Origin of the sequence: Gymnodinialimonas phycosphaerae (assembly GCF_019195455.1) — a bacterium.
Taxonomy (GTDB): Bacteria; Pseudomonadota; Alphaproteobacteria; order Rhodobacterales; family Rhodobacteraceae; genus Gymnodinialimonas; species Gymnodinialimonas phycosphaerae.
Map to the genome: position 1 here is coordinate 1889727 of NZ_JAIMBW010000001.1, position 15059 is coordinate 1904785.

Sequence of the window (15059 nt, forward strand, 5' to 3'; positions counted from 1 at the left end):
AAGCCTAAGGGATGTGGACTTCAACCGATTCTCCGATGGCCGGCCAATGGGCCGAGACGCAGCAGCCGACCGACTGGTTGGACGCCGCGTTTCATGACGCGCCCGTCGCCTACACGCCGCCGCCCGCCCAAGGCGATGATGACCGCCTGCTGCGCCTGCGCCTGATCCGGTCCCGCCGGGTCGGCCCCGCGACCTATTTGCGCCTGTTGGCCGAGCATGGCAGCGCCGCCGCGGCGTTGGAGGCCTTGCCCGACGTCGCCGCCGCAGCTGGCGTCCAGAAGTATGAGGTCTGCCCCGAACCTGTTGTCCTGGCAGAACTGCGTGCCGCCGCCCGCGTTGGAGCGCGAATGATCTGTCTGGGCGACCCCGAGTATCCCGCCACGCTTGCCGAAATCACCGACGCGCCGCCCGTCATTTGGACCATTGGCCGCACCAGCCTGATGGCGCGTCCCTGCGTGGCGCTGGTCGGAACGCGCAATGCGTCCAGTCTTGGTGCACGCATGACACGGAAACTGGCGGCGGAACTGGGCGAGGCCGGGTTCACCGTCGTGTCGGGTCTTGCGCGCGGGATCGATGCGATTGCCCATGGCAAAAGTCTTGAGACCGGCACCATCGCCGTAATGGCAGGGGGCGTTGACGTCGTCTATCCAACGGAGAACGCCGAGATCGCCGCCCAGATCGCCGAGACCGGCCTGCGGCTGTCGGAACAGCCCTTCGGCCTGCAACCGCAAGCGCGCCACTTCCCGCGTCGCAACCGTATCGTCTCGGGCCTGGCCCAAGGGGTCATCGTGGTTGAAGCCGCCGCGCGTTCGGGCTCGTTGATCACCGCGCGCTGCGCGGCCGATCAGGGACGCGAGGTCATGGCCGTGCCGGGGCACCCGATGGACAGCCGGGCGTCGGGCGCCAACATCCTGCTGCGGGACGGGGCGACGCTGGTTCGGGGCGTGGACGATGTGATCGAAGCGCTTGGCCATCCGCCTCAGCCCGCGAATTCGGCCTCGGCCATGGCGCAAGACCTCCAACGCCCTGCTGCCCCTGTCGGCAAGCAGGATGGAGGTCTTGAGGCACGGATCCTCGCGCACCTTGGCCCCTCGCCGGTAGCCGAGGATCAAATGATCCGCGATCTGGACGCCAGCCCGCGCGACATGGCGCAGGCACTGGCGGTTCTTGAAATGGCGGGGCGTGTGACGCGTTCTGCCGGGGGCATGGTCAGCGCCGGTTAGCAGCCTTGCTCGCGCAAGAGCGTTCCGAAGGCGTCACACCGGTCGCCGTACCACCACGCATCGCTCGACCCCAATGCGCATTGCACCACCTGCCAATGGCCATTGTGCCGCACGAAGAATGCTTCGAATCTCGGGCCATCAATCTCGAAGTGATCTACATTTCGCCACTGGACCATCGGCGTGTCCGACAAATCAATTTCCGCGCCACCGGGGCGCTGTGCAATCAGGCGCGCAAAGGCCACGTCGCCATCGACGCTGATCTCCAGCACGCGAAACACAAGGGGGGCGCCCAGGTCATAGGCAGCAAGGGGGCGCAAGGTATCCAGCAATTCCCGCCGCAGGTCAGAACCGGGTCCAGGCTCGAACGGCGTGGCTTGGACGACGGCCGCGAAACCAAGGAAAAGCCCCAAAGTTATCCCCCGGAAAAAACGCATCATTTACCTCCTTGAGCCACCATCCCTTACTACCCGGTCGCGCACTGCATTGACATCCCACCCCAAGGGCCCACATGTTCCGCCGCCAGTTCCACTCCGTTTGAAAGTGATCAAAACATGCCCGTTGTTGTTGTCGAATCCCCGGCCAAGGCCAAGACAATCAACAAATATTTGGGCAGTGATTACACGGTTCTGGCCTCTTACGGACACGTTCGTGACCTGCCCTCCAAGGACGGTTCGGTGGATACCGATGACGGCTTCGAGATGAAGTGGGAGATCGGAAGTGATTCCAAAAAGCACGTCAAAGCCATCGTCGACGCCCTGAAAGAAGACAACGCCCTGATCCTCGCGACCGACCCCGACCGAGAGGGCGAGGCGATTTCCTGGCACCTGCAAGAGGCGCTGACCTCGCGCAAAGCGATCAAGAAGGACACGCCCGTCAGCCGCGTGACCTTCAACGCCATCACAAAGGACGCCGTGACCAAGGCCATGGCCGAGCCGCGCCAGGTCGATATGGAGTTGGTGGAGGCCTACCTGGCGCGCCGCGCGCTGGATTACCTGGTGGGCTTCAATCTGTCCCCCGTGCTGTGGCGCAAGTTGCCCGGCGCGAAGTCGGCGGGCCGTGTGCAGTCCGTGTGCCTGCGCCTGGTGGTCGAACGGGAGATGGAGATCGAGGCGTTTCGCCCCCGTGAATACTGGTCGGTCCGCGCCGTGTTGGAGACCCCCCGTGGGCAGTCCATCGAGGCGCGCCTAACGGTTCTGGGCGGCAAGAAGCTGGACCGCTATGATCTGCCCTCGGCCGCCGAGGCGGGCCTTGCCGTGCAGGCGGTGTCGTCGCGCAAGTTGAAGGTGGCGGATGTCGATGCAAAACCCGCCAATCGCAACCCCTCGCCGCCGTTCATGACATCGACATTGCAGCAAGAGGCCTCGCGCAAGTTGGGGATGGGCGCGAAACAGGCGATGTCCACGGCGCAGCGCCTCTATGAGGCGGGCCACATCACCTACATGCGGACCGATGGCATCGACATGGCGCCCGAGGCCGTGGCCGACGCGCGCGGGGCGATCAAGGACCGCTACGGCGACGACTACGTGCCCGCCAACCCACGGATCTACAAGAACAAAGCCAAGAACGCGCAGGAGGCCCACGAATGTGTGCGCCCCACGGATATGTCCAAAGCGGCGGCGGATCTGAAGCTGACCGAGGACGATCAGCGAAAGCTCTATGACCTGATCTGGAAGCGCACGATTGCGAGCCAGATGGAGGCCGCGCGGCTGGAACGGACGACGGTGACGATTGCGTCGGACGACCGCGAGGTAGAGTTGCGCGCGACAGGCCAGGTGATGCTCTTTGACGGCTTCCTCAAGGTCTATGAGGAAGGGCGCGATGACGCCCCGCTGTCGGGCGGCGACGACGAAGACGGCAAGCGCTTGCCCCAAGTTCATGCGGGCGATGCGTTGAAGCCCTCCGCGCAAGCGCTGGCGGCGGATTACGCAAAATACTCCGGCGCGGCCGATGACGTCGTGGAGGACGATCCCACCCCAAGCGGCGATGTGCGCCGCTCCAAAGGCGCGATCCTTGCGGCGTCGGGCGCCGTTCTGGGACAGCAGCACCACACCGCCCCCCCGCCCCGCTATACCGAGGCGACACTGGTCAAACGGATGGAAGAACTGGGCATCGGACGCCCCTCCACCTATGCCTCAATCATGGATACGATCCAGAACCGGGGCTACGTGGTCAAGGACAAGGGCCGCCTGATCCCCGAGGACAAGGGCCGTCTGGTCACAGTGTTTTTGTCCAATTATTTCAATCGCTACGTCCAGTATGACTTCACCGCCGACCTCGAACAGCAGCTTGATGAGGTCAGCGCCGGTGACCGCCCCTACAAGGAAGTGCTGGACCGGTTCTGGAGGGATTTCCGCGCCGCCATCGATGAGACGTCCGAGCTGCGCATCACCGAAGTGCTGGATAAGATCAACGAGGTGCTGGAGCCACACCTGTTCCCCGATCCCGGCGACGGAACCGACCCGCGCCTATGCCCCAACTGCGGCAAGGGGCGCCTGTCGATGCGCACCGCGCGGTCGGGCGGTGCGTTCATCGGCTGCTCGGCCTACCCCGAGTGTCGCTATACCCGCCCCTTCGGCCCCCCTGATCCGGAGGCCGAGGCCTCGGCGATTCCGCCCGATGGCAAGTTGTTGGGCGAGGATGCGGGCGACGAGATCCGTATTTTCAAGGGCCGCTTTGGCCCCTACGTCCAGCGTGGTAAGGTAACGGAAGAGAACAAGAAACCCCCGCGCCAGTCGGTTCCAAAGGATTGGCCGCCCGAGGAGTTGGACATGGAGCGCGCGTTGATGTTGCTGTCGCTGCCGCGCCAGATCGGCCCGCACCCCGAGGACGGGGTCATGGTCTGGTCCAACATCGGGCGATATGGGCCTTACATCAAGCACGCGGAAAGCACCTCGGACCGGGGCGGCACGAACGCGAACCTCGACAGTCTTGATGAGGTGTTCACCGTCGGCATGAACCGTGCGGTGCAGCTTCTGGCTGAAAAGGTCGCGTCGCGGGGCGGGCGCGGTCAGGCCGCCAAACCCCTGCGCGAGTTGGGTGAGCATCCCGACGCGGGCGGGCCGGTCAGCGTGATGAAGGGCAAGTACGGCCCATACGTGAAATGGGACAAGATCAACGCCACCATCCCCGACACGATCGAGCCGGACGCGATCACCATCGATCAAGCCGTCGAACTGATTGCAGAGCGCGCCGCGAAGTCGGGCAAGAAAAAACCTGCCGCCAAGAAGAAACCGGCGGCGAAAAAGAAGCCTGCCGCGAAAAAGAAAGCGGAGTAACGCGCGCGGCGGGTGGATTTCGGGCCGCCAAGCCTTGATCTTCCCGCCCCTGCGCCCGACATCCACGTCATGTCTGATGCACCTCCCCTGTCGCCGAACCCCGCCGCGCTCGCGTTTTTGCAAACCCGCCGCTCACGTCCCCCCAGGATGTTGGGCGACGAGGCGCCGGACCGAGAGACCCTGCGCACCCTTCTGACCGCTGCCGCCCGTGTGCCAGATCACGGAAAGCTCGAGCCGTGGCGCTTCATTGTCCTTGAGGCAACGGCCTGTCAGCGGCTGGCCGAGCTTACGAAATCACGCGGGGCAGACCTCGGCCTTGACCCGGATCGGATCGACAAGGCGCACAATGGCTTCGCACAGGCCCCGCTGATCGTGGCCGTGGTCTTCAGCCCCAAGGATCACCCGATGGTGCCGGAGGTGGAGCAATTTGCCTCCGCCGCCGGGGTCTGCCTGTCGTTGGTCAATGCGGCATTGGCAGCAGGCTGGGGGGCGGTGTGGCTCACCGGTTGGCGCGCCACCGACCGCCCGTTTTTGACGCAAGGCCTGCGCCTTTTGCCCCATGAAACCGTGGCGGGCTATGTCCACATCGCCAACGAGGCGCGTGTCCCCCCGGACCGCCCCCGCCCCGACATTGACGCGCTCACTACCTGGGTAGACCTATGATTATCAATGCTTTTCTCAAGGCTCTTGGCCAATTGACCGACAAACGTTTTCTCGGGGTTCTGGGCCTTGGGATCGGCCTGACCGTCGGTCTTCTGGTCGCCTTCTACGCCCTGTTCGCCGTGGCCATCGGCTGGCTGTTGCCCGACAGTTTTACCCTCCCCTGGATCGGAGAGATCACCTGGGTCGATAATGCGCTGACCTTCGCGGGCATTCCGCTGATGCTGCTCTTGTCGATTTTCCTGATGGTGCCCGTCTCTTGCGCGTTCATGGGTATCTTTCTGGACCGTGTTGCCGACGCGGTCGAAGACAAGCACTACACCGATCTGCCGCCCGCACGTGCCCTATCCTTGGCCGAAGCCCTTGTGGATGTTGCGAAGTTCCTTGGCGTGTTGACCCTCGTGAACCTCGTGGCGCTGATCCTCTACCTGATTTTTGCGCCCTTGGCGCCAATCCTGTTCTGGGTCGTGAACGGCGTGTTGTTGGGCCGGGAATATGGCCAGATGGTTGCCCTGCGCCGCGACAGCCCGGTCGGAGCGGCCGCGTTTCGCAAGCGCAACCGCCCGACGCTCTTCCTCGCAGGTGTGCTGATGACTGTGCCGCTGACGATCCCGGTCGTGAACCTGCTGGTGCCAATCCTCGGGGCCGCGACGTTCACTCACCTCTACCACATGCTTAACGGGGTGGCGTCGACCCCAAGCCGAACCGCGTAAACAGGTCGATATCTTCCACTGTGATCAACTCGAAGATGATGATCACGGCGATGACTGCCCAGATCCCGGCCGCAAAGATGCTGGTCCATACAATCCGGGTTTTCATGTGCGCGTCGGCCGGAGCGGAGCCATGGGTACCCGGAACCTTTTCGCCCGCCTCATCCTGGCTTGTGACACGGACCTGAAGCGAGATCAGCAGCGTCATGAACCAGATGACGGCGTAAAGGACGATTCCTGTGACAACCCCCATCAGACCTGCTCCAACTCAACCAGTGTGCCGGTGAAATCCTTCGGGTGAAGGAACAGGACAGGCTTGCCATGGGCGCCGATCTTCGGCTCACCAGTGCCCAGAACCCGGGCGCCATCGGCTTTCAGCTTGTCACGCGCGACTAGGATATCTTCAACTTCATAACAGATATGGTGGATCCCTCCGGCCGGATTCTTTTCCAAAAACGAAGCTATGGGCGAGTTATCCCCAAGAGGGTATAGCAGCTCGATCTTGGTGTTGGGCAGGGTGATGAAGATCACCGTGACGCCGTGATCAAGCTCATCCTGTGGCGGGCCGACTTCGGCGCCAAGGGTGTCGCGGTAGAGGGCGGCTGCCGCGTCGAGGTTCGGCACGGCGATGGCAACATGGTTCAGGCGTCCGATCATGGGGCTCTTCCAGAATGAGTGGCGTTGCAATGGATATGGCGTGACAGGGCCTTGGGGGCAAGGTTGAGCGATGTCGCAACAGGGGCTGTTTACTGATCGTAAACCTTGAGTGTGCGACACACGAGGGGCGCGGAGGGAATCGCGTTCAAGCTACTGGACACAGTGATGGATGATCGACTGACGGAATTTGACCTTCGCCCACAGCCAACAGCAGAACGACCGCTGTTGGGCCTCACGATCCTCGTGGTCGAGGACAGCCGCTATGCGTCCGAAGCGATCCGCTTGATGAGCTTGCGTTCGGGCGCGCGTCTGCGGCGCGCCGATCGCCTCGCCTCGGCAGAGCGGCACCTGAATGTCTATTGCCCAACGGTGGCGATCGTGGACCTTGGCCTGCCCGACGGATCCGGCCTCGACCTGATCAAATCCATGTCCGAGACGAAGCCCCGCGTACAGGTGATCCTTGGCACCTCCGGCGCCGAGCGAGAGGCGGCAGAGGCCAGCGTTCTGGCTTACGGGGCCGACGGCTTCATCGCCAAGCCAGTGTCAACGATCGCCGAGTATCAGGCCGCGATCCTCGCCCATCTGCCCAATGCACTGCGCCCCGCGGGCCCACGCGAGGCACAGACTGTCAGCGTCGACCCCGACCCCCTCGCTCTGCGCGAGGATCTAAGCCATGCCATGGATCTCCTTGCCCTCGACAGCCCCCCCGTCACGTACCTGCGGCGGTTTCTCATCGGGCTGGCAAGAGCGGTGAAAGACAAGGCATTGGAGCAGCATGCCCACGACATGGCCGAAACGCTTGCCGCGCCCGACCGCGCGGCACTCCGCGCGGTTCTATCGGGTCGAATTCAAGCCGTGCCGGGCGTTGTCTAGGGGCGTTTAGTCCTGCGGGATGACCCGCAGACCAAGCTCCATCAATTGATCCGGCATCGGGTCAGACGGCGCGTTCATCATCAGGTCTTCCGCCCGCTGGTTCATCGGGAACAAGATCACCTCGCGGATGTTCGCGGTATCCGCCAGAAGCATAACGATCCGGTCGATCCCTGCCGCGCAGCCACCGTGGGGCGGGGCCCCATATTGGAAGGCGTTGACCATGCCGCCAAAGCGCTTGCGCACTTCATCCGCGCCATAGCCGGCCAACTCGAACGCCTTGAACATGATCTCGGGCTGGTGGTTCCGGATTGCGCCGGACACCAACTCATAGCCGTTGCACGCCAAGTCGTATTGATAGCCGAGCACCGACAGCGGGTCACCGTTCAAAGCCTCAAGCCCGCCTTGCGGCATCGAGAAGGGGTTGTGGGAGAAGTCGATCTTGCCAGTTTCTTCATCAGCCTCATACATCGGGAAATCGACGATCCACGCGAACGCGAAGCGGTTTTGCTCGGTCAGGCCAAGCTCATCGCCGATCACCGTCCGCGCGCGTCCTGCGACGGCCTCGAACTGCGACGGTTTTCCCGCAAGGAAGAACGCGGCATCGCCGACGCCAAGGCCCAACTGCTGGCGGATCGCCTCGGTTCGCTCGGGCCCGATGTTCTTTGCAAGCGGGCCTGCGGCTTCCATCCCCTCGCCCTGGTCGCGCCAGAAGATGTAGCCCATTCCCGGCAGGCCCTGCTCTTGCGCGAACTTGTTCATCCGGTCACAGAACTTGCGTGAGCCGCCCTTCGGCGCAGGTATGGCGCGCACTTCGTTGCCCTCATGCTCCAGAAGCTTGGCGAAGATCGCGAAGCCGGAGCCCGCGAAATGCTCGGACACCACCTGCATCTTGATCGGGTTGCGCAGGTCCGGCTTGTCGGTGCCATACCACAGCGCCGCATCGGCGTAGCTGATCAGCGGCCAGTCCTGATCAACCGACGCGCCCTCGCCGAATTCCTCGAACACGCCGCGCAGGACCGGTTCAATGGTGTCAAAGACATCCTGCTGTTCCACGAAGCTCATTTCGAGGTCGAGTTGGTAGAAGTCCGTCGGAGAGCGGTCCGCGCGCGGGTCTTCATCGCGGAAGCAGGGCGCGATCTGAAAGTACTTGTCGAAGCCCGAGACCATCAGCAGTTGTTTGAACTGCTGCGGCGCTTGCGGCAGCGCATAGAATTTGCCGGGGTGCTGGCGCGATGGCACCAAGAAATCGCGCGCGCCCTCGGGGGACGAGGCCGTGATGATCGGCGTCTGAAACTCGCGGAAATCAAGGTTCCACATGCGTTTGCGGATGCTCGACACCACGTCAGAGCGCAGCATCATGTTGGCTTGCATCTTCTCGCGGCGCAGGTCGAGGTAGCGGTATTTAAGGCGCGTTTCCTCGGGGTATTCCTGATCGCCGAAGACCTGCAGGGGCAACTCTGCGGCGGCGCCCAGGACTTCGAGGTCACGGATGAACACCTCGATCTCGCCGGTGGGCAGCTTGTCATTGACCAAGGCCGCATCGCGCGCCTTCACCTCGCCGTCGATGCGAATACAGAACTCGGCCCGCAGCTTCTCGACTTCCGAGAACACCGGGCTGTCGGGATCGCAGAGGATTTGCGTGATCCCAAAGTGGTCACGCAAATCGATAAAAATCACTCCGCCGTGGTCACGGCGGCGATGCACCCAGCCCGACAGGCGGATCGTCTCGCCGACATTGGCGGCGGTCAGGGCGGCACAGGAATGGCTGCGATAGGCGTGCATCGTGTCTCTCCGGGGTGGTTTTGCGGCTTCGGATAGACCGTCCAGGGCCGGTGAAGTCAAGTCCGTGCACGCAGGCGAGAGGCCAAGCCGTGGATTTGCATATTTTTGGAACAAATATGGGTCAGAGTTGGCACGCCATGGCTTGGGCCACCGCGTCTTGGCTGAAAGGGCCAAGGGGGCGGGTGTGAAGCGCGCCATCTGCCAGTATTGTCGCCATGATCTGTGTCCAGCCCCGGTTGGCGGTGACCATCTCTGGGCCATCACCGCAATCGCGGACGCCGCCGGTGATGAAGGGCTCGCCGATGCGGTGGTTGGTCAGGCCCTCCAACGCGGCCACTTGCGTCAAGGCGTCATTCTCAAAACGCCAGACGCGCAGGGTACGGGCCAAATGCGGCCGGTCGATATAGGCGACCTCCATCATGCCGTCTCCATCCAGATCAGCGGCACCGATGGGCGCGAGCCAGCGATTGGGCCGCCCGATGAAGGGCGTAGTTGCGACTTCAACCAGCCGGATGCCGTCCGCCGAGGGACGATAAATGGCCAGCTGCGCCCCGAAATCGCGGTGGCTTTGCACGACGATGATCTCTGCCGTGTCATCACCATCCAAGTCCGACAACCGTGGTGCCGTATCTTCAAAGACGAGTTCTTCTGGCAGTGTCAGGGTCTGGTCACCGCAGGAACTGCGTGATGTGTCGGAATAAACATGCAACCGGGTGCCCTCGATGGCGTCCCCTAAGACGCCATGGGCGTAGCGGGTCGTCGGCACGTCGTACCATGCGATGATCCCACCCCCATCCGGCCACGGATCAGAATAGGATTCTCGCATTTGCGTAAGATCCGCCGCCGGCGCAGGGCATCCCCACGCCGCCGCAGCTGCGAGGAGGGCAAACGGCCCGAGGAGGGCTGCGAACAGCCCCCGCCGCATCAGATCTGCTTTTCGGGCATCTGGACGACAAGGCCGTCAAGCGCGTCGGTGACTTTCAACTGACAGGTCAGACGGGATCGGGCGGTGTCGGGCTCGTAAGCGAACTCCAGCATATCCTCTTCCATCGGGTCGATGGCGGGCAGCTTCTCAACCCAGGCCGGGTCAACGTATACATGGCAGGTAGAACAGGCACAAGCGCCACCGCAATCGGCCTCAATGCCGGGAATGGAATTGTCGCGCGCGCCTTCCATTACGGTCAGCCCCGTGGCGACCTCCACTTCGTGCTTGGTGCCGTTGTGTTCGATGTAGGTGATCTTGGCCATTGTCCGCCCCTGAAATTCCGTTTCCCCGCCTAGGTAATACGCACGCGCTTGCCTTTCCAGCCGGAATTGCATCGCCCCCTGCTCAACCCTATAGATAAGCCCATGACGATCAGACGCATATTGGCCGCGTAGGGCCTTGTCGGCGCGCTCCTTGCCGGGTTCGCTGCGGTCGCGCCCCCCGCGATTGCGCGGCTCGAACGCAGCAACCCACCCGCCATGGTCGCCACCGCCGAGCAAGCCGATGCCCTCATGCTGGACAAGTCCGAGCGGCTTTTACGCCTTCTGCGCAACGGGGTGGTGATTGCCGAATTCACCGTCTCCCTTGGCGGCGCGCCCGAGGGGCACAAGGCCCGGGAGGGCGATGAGAGGACGCCAACCGGCCGCTACATCATCGATTGGCGCAACGCGAATTCCATCGCACATCTCAGCCTCCATATCTCCTACCCCAACGCCCAAGACACCGCGCGGGCCGAGGCGACCGGGGTGTCGCCCGGCGGCGACATCATGATCCACGGAATGCTCAATGGCTGGGGTTGGGTCGGTAGTGCCCACAGGCTATGGGATTGGACAAACGGCTGCATCGCCGTCACCAACACCGAGATGCGAGAGATCTGGGCCCGTGTACCCAACGGCACCCCGATCATGATCACCGAATAGACGTTGCCCTTGGGAAGGGATGTTCTATGTTTGTTCCGAAATGGAACCCGTAACACGCCCCCCTGATTGGCCTCGCCCGCCCACGTGTCTGCCCCACCACCTGTTGCACCTGCCGCCCGAGGGGGCGCGGATCACGGTGGCGGGCCTCGTGTTGGTGCGCCAGCGGCCCGGCACCGCCAAGGGCGTGATCTTCATCACGCTGGAGGATGAATTCGGCGTCTGCAACGTTGTGGTCTGGCAAAAGCTGTTCCAGAAATATCGCCGCGCGGTGATCTCGGGGCGGCTGTTGCGGGTGACGGGCCGCATCCAACGAGAGTCCGGCGTGACCCATGTGGTGGCCGAGCATGTGGAGGATATCTCTGCGATGTTGGACGACCTGGTGGCGCTGCATGAGCCAACTCGTGCCGGCGATCAGCCGTAATGCTTCCCTGAGCCTGCGTTTTCCGCTAGGATATGGCAAAACAAAACCAGGACGTTGAGCAGTCCCATGCACAAATTGATCATTCTAGCCGCCCTTGGCGGTCTTGTGGCGTGTCAACAGACCGCGCCCGAGGACAGTTTTACCTCGATCATCGATCCCACGATCAACACCGGCTCTGGCGGGGTTCAGGTCACACGCGGCGTCGGCCCGCCGAACGCCGATCCTCAAAGTTGCTATGGCCGAGAGATCGAGCCCGCCGTGATCGAGACCGTCACCGAACAGCTTATGGTAGAGCCCGAGCAATTGGACCGCGACGGCAACATCCGACGCCCCGCTGTTTTCGTAACGGCGACCGAGCAGCGGATCGTCGAAGATCGCACTGAGACGTGGTTCGAGACACCGTGCGCGATGGAAGGCAACGTCGAATACATCACCAACCTGCAACGCGCGCTGAGTGCACGGGGACATTACGATGGTCCGGCCACGGGCACGATGAACCGCGCCACCGTGCGTGCGATCCGGGCCTATCAGCAGCCCCAGGGCCTCGATAGCGGTGTCCTGTCGCTCGCGGCGGCGCGTCAGCTTGGCCTTTCGGTCTGGGATCCGGAGCTTTCGGGCAACTGACGCTTCCCCGCTTCCGTTCCGCAAAAGAAAACCCCCGACGCTGCAACCAGCGCCGGGGGTTTTGCGTTCACCATGACCTCGGATCAGTCCTTGATGCTCAGCGCCATGAAGCGGGGGTTGCCATCGCGACGGATCAGCAACAGGATCGTCTCTTGCCCCGCCTCATCGGCGGTCTCGATACGCTCTTGCAGCTCGGCCACGGTGCCAACGGGGGCTTGTGTCACTTCGGTGATGATATCGCCTACCTGAAGGCCCATTTCGGCCGCGTCCGAGACCGGATCGATCATCGTGATCACCAAGCCGCGCTCGACGTTTGCGGCGTTCAGTTCGGAGCGGAGCTGATCGGTCAGCGGCGTGAGCGTCATGCCAAGGACCACGCTGGAGGGGGCCGCGTCGGGGGCATCCGTAATCGGCACGGCAGCGGATTCCGCCGTCTCGCGACGCCCAAGCGTGACGCGCAGGGTCTCGGTTCCGCCATCGCGGAACACCATGACGCGCACGGTCTCGCCCACGGTGCTGTCCCCGACCACCCGCACGAGGCCGCGGGTATCTTGCACCTCATTGCCGTCGAAAGTCAGGATCACGTCGCCAACCTCGATACCGCCATCCAGCGCCGGGCCGGTGGGCACATCCGTGACCATGGCCCCGCGCGCCTCTTCAAGGCCCAGGGCTTCGGCCATTTCCGGCGTCACATCCTGGATGCGCACGCCAAGCCAGCCGCGACGGGTTTCGCCGAACTCCCGCAACTGCTCCACCACGTTGACCACGACATCCGAGGACATCGCAAAGCCGATCCCGATGGACCCGCCGGTGGGCGACAGGATCGCGGTGTTCACGCCGATGACCTCTCCCTCAAGGTTGAACAGAGGGCCGCCAGAGTTGCCCTGATTGATCGCCGCATCGGTCTGGATGAAGTCGTCATAGGCGCCGGAAAGCGAGCGGCCAAAGGCCGAAACCACGCCGACCGACACAGAGAAGCCCTGCCCCAGTGGGTTGCCCATGACCATGACCCAATCGCCGACACGATGTTCTGAGGCGACGCCGAAAGGCACGAAGGGCAGCGGTTCGTCGCTTTCCACACGAAGAAGCGCGATGTCGGTGTTGGGGTCCGTCCCGACAAGTTCGGCGACCAGTTCGGTGCCGTTGCGGAACTCGATCATGATCTCATCAGCGCCTTCGATGACGTGGTTGTTGGTGACAAGATAGCCATCTTCCGAAATCACGAAGCCCGATCCCAAGGCTTGACTACGGCGTGGTGCGGGGCCGTCCTCGCCGGGGCCGTTGGGGCCCAAAAAATCATTGAAAAAATCCTCCAGCGGAGACCCCTCGGGAACCACGGGGGCCGGGCCACCGGCGCGGCCTGCCACGACCGAAGAGGTGGTGATATTGACCACCGCGTCGCCCACTTGATCGACCAGGTCGGCAAACCCCGGCAAGGCCGCGTTCTGCGCGCGCGCGGGCAGCGCCGAAATCACGACAGCCAGCGCCGTCACTACGGCGATCAGCGCACCGAACAGATGGCGTGTGTCGAAGCGCCCCGTCGGCGTCGCGGCGACCGCGCGCGCGCGGTGCTTATGATGTTGGGGGGGGATGGGGGGTCTTGTGTGGATCGTCACGGCAAATAGCCTCCTGAAAAACCGTCGGGCAGGCACGTCTGCCCTCTCTTTATATTTCGGGCCTTCGCGCTGGTAATCAAGTTGCAGAAACCTGACCCTTGCCCCGCCGTTCGTCACATGCACGTGAACGCGGTGCCTTTGGATCAAGGTTTGCACGGGGTCCCGCGCAAACCAAAGCCTAAATGCAGGTCCCCGAAAGAAACCACCACCTCAAAGCAGGCTGACCGCCCAAGAGGTCAACACAGCCCCCAGCGCCACGGCGCAAAAGCCGATGAGGCGGCGGGTTTCCGGCGGGATTGTCTGCATCGCACGCAATAGGTCCTCCAAACGCGAAGGGGCCAGTGCGAACACCAGCCCCTCTATCACAAGGACCATGCCAAGGCCCATGAGGATCGCGATCCACATGGGGCCTATTGGCCCGCAGGTGCCAGCGAATTGCCGCCTCCGATGGCAGAGCCGTCGAAGTAGCCAAAGAACTCGCTGTCAGGGCTGATCACGAAGCTGGAGTTTTCCCCCAACGCCCGCTCGTAAGCGGTGAGAGAGCGGGTGAAGTCGAAGAACTCCGTGTCCTGGCCAAAGGCTTCGGCGAAGATCCGCGTCCGCTCTGCGTCTGCTTCACCTCGGGTGATCTCGGCTTCGCGTGCGGCGTCAGAGGTCAACTCGACCACCGTACGATCTGCCGTGGCCCGAATCCGCTGCGCGGCCTCTTCACCACGGGCGATCTCATCCGCCGCTTCGCGTTCACGTTCCGCACGCATCCGTGCGAAGGTGGCGTCAAGGTTTTGCGCCGGAAGGTTGGTCTGTTTCAGACGCACGTCGAGGACCTCAACACCAAGTGATGCAGCACGCGCACGGGCCTGCAACGTAATCTGCTGCATGAGGCCTGCCCGTTCGCTGGACAGGATCGTGTTCGATGTCACCCCGTCAGCACCCAGAACGGCCCGGATCCGGTCCGTCAGAATGGCTTCGATCAGGTCGTCGGCCCGACGGATACCACCGCCACCAACGGCACGGTTGAACTGCTCGGTATCGACGATACGGTAGCGGGCGAAAGCGTCCACAACCAGACGACGGTCATCGGAGGGCGTGACCTCGGTCGCGGCCGTGTCGAGCGACAGGATGCGGTCTTCATAGTAGATCACGTTCTGGATGAACGGGATCTTGAAGTTGAGGCCGGGCTCGTCAATCACCTGGCGGATCTGGCCAAACTGCAGCACCAGCGCGCGCTGACGCTCATCAACCACGAAGATCGAAGAGGAGATCAGGACAACGCCAAGAACGAGGACGGGAATAAGATAAGTGATACGGCGCAT

Annotated in this window: 17 protein-coding genes; 8 read left to right on the forward strand and 9 right to left on the reverse strand. The window is 63.1% G+C overall.

Features of this window, described 5'->3' with window-relative positions; genetic code table 11:
• Positions 1-35: 35 nt before the first annotated feature.
• Complete coding sequence (dprA, locus tag KUL25_RS09315) at positions 36-1223, forward strand: DNA-processing protein DprA (RefSeq protein WP_257892694.1); 1188 nt, start codon at positions 36-38, stop codon at positions 1221-1223.
• Here dprA and KUL25_RS09320 read toward each other — a convergent pair.
• Positions 1220-1657: a hypothetical protein gene (locus KUL25_RS09320; RefSeq protein WP_257892695.1), complete on the reverse strand. Its 438-nt coding sequence runs from the start codon at positions 1655-1657 to the stop codon at positions 1220-1222. The genes dprA and KUL25_RS09320 overlap by 4 nt on opposite strands.
• Before the next feature lie 117 nt (positions 1658-1774).
• Between KUL25_RS09320 and topA the strand changes: the two genes are divergently transcribed.
• The 3 genes from topA to KUL25_RS09335 all read left to right on the forward strand — a co-directional run bounded on the left by topA (position 1775) and on the right by KUL25_RS09335 (position 5871).
• Entirely contained in the window at positions 1775-4498 is a 2724-nt protein-coding gene (gene topA, locus KUL25_RS09325; RefSeq protein ID WP_257892696.1) for a type I DNA topoisomerase, read from the forward strand.
• A 69-nt stretch (positions 4499-4567) separates the two neighbouring features.
• Positions 4568-5161: a nitroreductase family protein gene (locus tag KUL25_RS09330; protein WP_257892697.1), complete on the forward strand. Its 594-nt coding sequence runs from the start codon at positions 4568-4570 to the stop codon at positions 5159-5161.
• On the forward strand, positions 5158-5871 hold the full coding sequence (locus tag KUL25_RS09335) for an EI24 domain-containing protein (RefSeq protein ID WP_257892698.1): 714 nt from the start codon (positions 5158-5160) through the stop codon (positions 5869-5871). Before KUL25_RS09330 ends, KUL25_RS09335 begins: the two co-directional genes overlap by 4 nt.
• Here KUL25_RS09335 and KUL25_RS09340 read toward each other — a convergent pair.
• Entirely contained in the window at positions 5834-6121 is a 288-nt protein-coding gene (locus KUL25_RS09340) for a DUF1467 family protein (protein WP_068354457.1), read from the reverse strand. The two genes, KUL25_RS09335 and KUL25_RS09340, sit on opposite strands and share 38 nt — an antisense overlap.
• Positions 6121-6525 (reverse strand): methylmalonyl-CoA epimerase, encoded by a 405-nt coding sequence (mce, locus tag KUL25_RS09345; RefSeq protein ID WP_257892699.1) that lies wholly within the window; start codon positions 6523-6525, stop codon positions 6121-6123. The genes KUL25_RS09340 and mce overlap by 1 nt, the downstream gene beginning before the upstream one ends.
• A 165-nt stretch (positions 6526-6690) precedes the next feature.
• On the opposite strand from mce, the gene KUL25_RS09350 reads away from it, so the two are divergent.
• Positions 6691-7398 carry a response regulator gene (locus KUL25_RS09350; protein WP_257892700.1) on the forward strand — a complete coding sequence of 236 codons (708 nt, stop codon included), beginning with the start codon at positions 6691-6693 and terminating at the stop codon, positions 7396-7398.
• Between the two features lie 6 nt (positions 7399-7404).
• On the opposite strand, the gene aspS is transcribed toward KUL25_RS09350, so the two are convergent.
• The 3 genes from aspS to KUL25_RS09365 all read right to left on the reverse strand — a co-directional run bounded on the left by aspS (position 7405) and on the right by KUL25_RS09365 (position 10428).
• Positions 7405-9180 (reverse strand): aspartate--tRNA ligase, encoded by a 1776-nt coding sequence (gene aspS, locus KUL25_RS09355; protein WP_257892701.1) that lies wholly within the window; start codon positions 9178-9180, stop codon positions 7405-7407.
• A gap of 121 nt (positions 9181-9301) precedes the next feature.
• Positions 9302-10006, reverse strand: coding sequence for an FG-GAP repeat domain-containing protein (locus tag KUL25_RS09360; RefSeq protein WP_257892702.1), 705 nt, complete (start codon positions 10004-10006; stop codon positions 9302-9304).
• A 98-nt stretch (positions 10007-10104) separates the two neighbouring features.
• On the reverse strand, positions 10105-10428 hold the full coding sequence (locus KUL25_RS09365) for a 2Fe-2S iron-sulfur cluster-binding protein (RefSeq protein ID WP_257892703.1): 324 nt from the start codon (positions 10426-10428) through the stop codon (positions 10105-10107).
• 216 nt (positions 10429-10644) lie between these two features.
• On the opposite strand from KUL25_RS09365, the gene KUL25_RS09370 reads away from it, so the two are divergent.
• The 3 genes from KUL25_RS09370 (at position 10645) to KUL25_RS09380 (ending at position 12130) form a co-directional block, all read left to right on the forward strand.
• Positions 10645-11085, forward strand: coding sequence for a L,D-transpeptidase family protein (locus KUL25_RS09370; RefSeq protein WP_257892704.1), 441 nt, complete (start codon positions 10645-10647; stop codon positions 11083-11085).
• A gap of 40 nt (positions 11086-11125) precedes the next feature.
• Positions 11126-11506, forward strand: a complete 381-nt coding sequence (locus KUL25_RS09375) for an OB-fold nucleic acid binding domain-containing protein (RefSeq protein ID WP_257892705.1) — start codon at positions 11126-11128, stop codon at positions 11504-11506.
• A 66-nt stretch (positions 11507-11572) separates the two neighbouring features.
• Positions 11573-12130 (forward strand): peptidoglycan-binding domain-containing protein, encoded by a 558-nt coding sequence (locus tag KUL25_RS09380; protein WP_257892706.1) that lies wholly within the window; start codon positions 11573-11575, stop codon positions 12128-12130.
• 83 nt (positions 12131-12213) lie between these two features.
• Here KUL25_RS09380 and KUL25_RS09385 read toward each other — a convergent pair whose 3' ends face one another.
• From KUL25_RS09385 to hflC, 3 genes are all read right to left on the reverse strand, one after another.
• On the reverse strand, positions 12214-13746 hold the full coding sequence (locus KUL25_RS09385; protein WP_427854414.1) for a Do family serine endopeptidase: 1533 nt from the start codon (positions 13744-13746) through the stop codon (positions 12214-12216).
• Positions 13747-13956: 210 nt separating this feature from the next.
• Positions 13957-14151 (reverse strand): DUF2065 domain-containing protein, encoded by a 195-nt coding sequence (locus KUL25_RS09390; RefSeq protein ID WP_257892707.1) that lies wholly within the window; start codon positions 14149-14151, stop codon positions 13957-13959.
• 5 nt (positions 14152-14156) lie between these two features.
• Entirely contained in the window at positions 14157-15059 is a 903-nt protein-coding gene (gene hflC / locus KUL25_RS09395; protein WP_257892708.1) for a protease modulator HflC, read from the reverse strand.

Excerpts from the sequence above, each read along its gene's own strand:
- topA (WP_257892696.1), top strand. The coding sequence starts at position 1,775 with ATGCCCGTTGTTGTTGTCGAATCCCCGGCCAAGGCCAAGACAATCAAC.
- KUL25_RS09360 (WP_257892702.1), bottom strand. The coding sequence starts at position 10,006 with ATGCGAGAATCCTATTCTGATCCGTGGCCGGATGGGGGTGGGATCATC.
- mce (WP_257892699.1), bottom strand. The coding sequence starts at position 6,525 with ATGATCGGACGCCTGAACCATGTTGCCATCGCCGTGCCGAACCTCGAC.
- KUL25_RS09350 (WP_257892700.1), top strand. The coding sequence starts at position 6,691 with ATGGATGATCGACTGACGGAATTTGACCTTCGCCCACAGCCAACAGCA.
- aspS (WP_257892701.1), bottom strand. The coding sequence starts at position 9,180 with ATGCACGCCTATCGCAGCCATTCCTGTGCCGCCCTGACCGCCGCCAAT.
- KUL25_RS09370 (WP_257892704.1), top strand. The coding sequence starts at position 10,645 with ATGGTCGCCACCGCCGAGCAAGCCGATGCCCTCATGCTGGACAAGTCC.
- dprA (WP_257892694.1), top strand. The coding sequence starts at position 36 with ATGGCCGGCCAATGGGCCGAGACGCAGCAGCCGACCGACTGGTTGGAC.
- KUL25_RS09330 (WP_257892697.1), top strand. The coding sequence starts at position 4,568 with ATGTCTGATGCACCTCCCCTGTCGCCGAACCCCGCCGCGCTCGCGTTT.
- KUL25_RS09340 (WP_068354457.1), bottom strand. The coding sequence starts at position 6,121 with ATGGGGGTTGTCACAGGAATCGTCCTTTACGCCGTCATCTGGTTCATG.
- KUL25_RS09365 (WP_257892703.1), bottom strand. The coding sequence starts at position 10,428 with ATGGCCAAGATCACCTACATCGAACACAACGGCACCAAGCACGAAGTG.
- KUL25_RS09375 (WP_257892705.1), top strand. The coding sequence starts at position 11,126 with ATGGAACCCGTAACACGCCCCCCTGATTGGCCTCGCCCGCCCACGTGT.
- hflC (WP_257892708.1), bottom strand. The coding sequence starts at position 15,059 with ATGCGCCGTATCACTTATCTTATTCCCGTCCTCGTTCTTGGCGTTGTC.
- KUL25_RS09380 (WP_257892706.1), top strand. The coding sequence starts at position 11,573 with ATGCACAAATTGATCATTCTAGCCGCCCTTGGCGGTCTTGTGGCGTGT.
- KUL25_RS09320 (WP_257892695.1), bottom strand. The coding sequence starts at position 1,657 with ATGCGTTTTTTCCGGGGGATAACTTTGGGGCTTTTCCTTGGTTTCGCG.
- KUL25_RS09390 (WP_257892707.1), bottom strand. The coding sequence starts at position 14,151 with ATGTGGATCGCGATCCTCATGGGCCTTGGCATGGTCCTTGTGATAGAG.
- KUL25_RS09335 (WP_257892698.1), top strand. The coding sequence starts at position 5,158 with ATGATTATCAATGCTTTTCTCAAGGCTCTTGGCCAATTGACCGACAAA.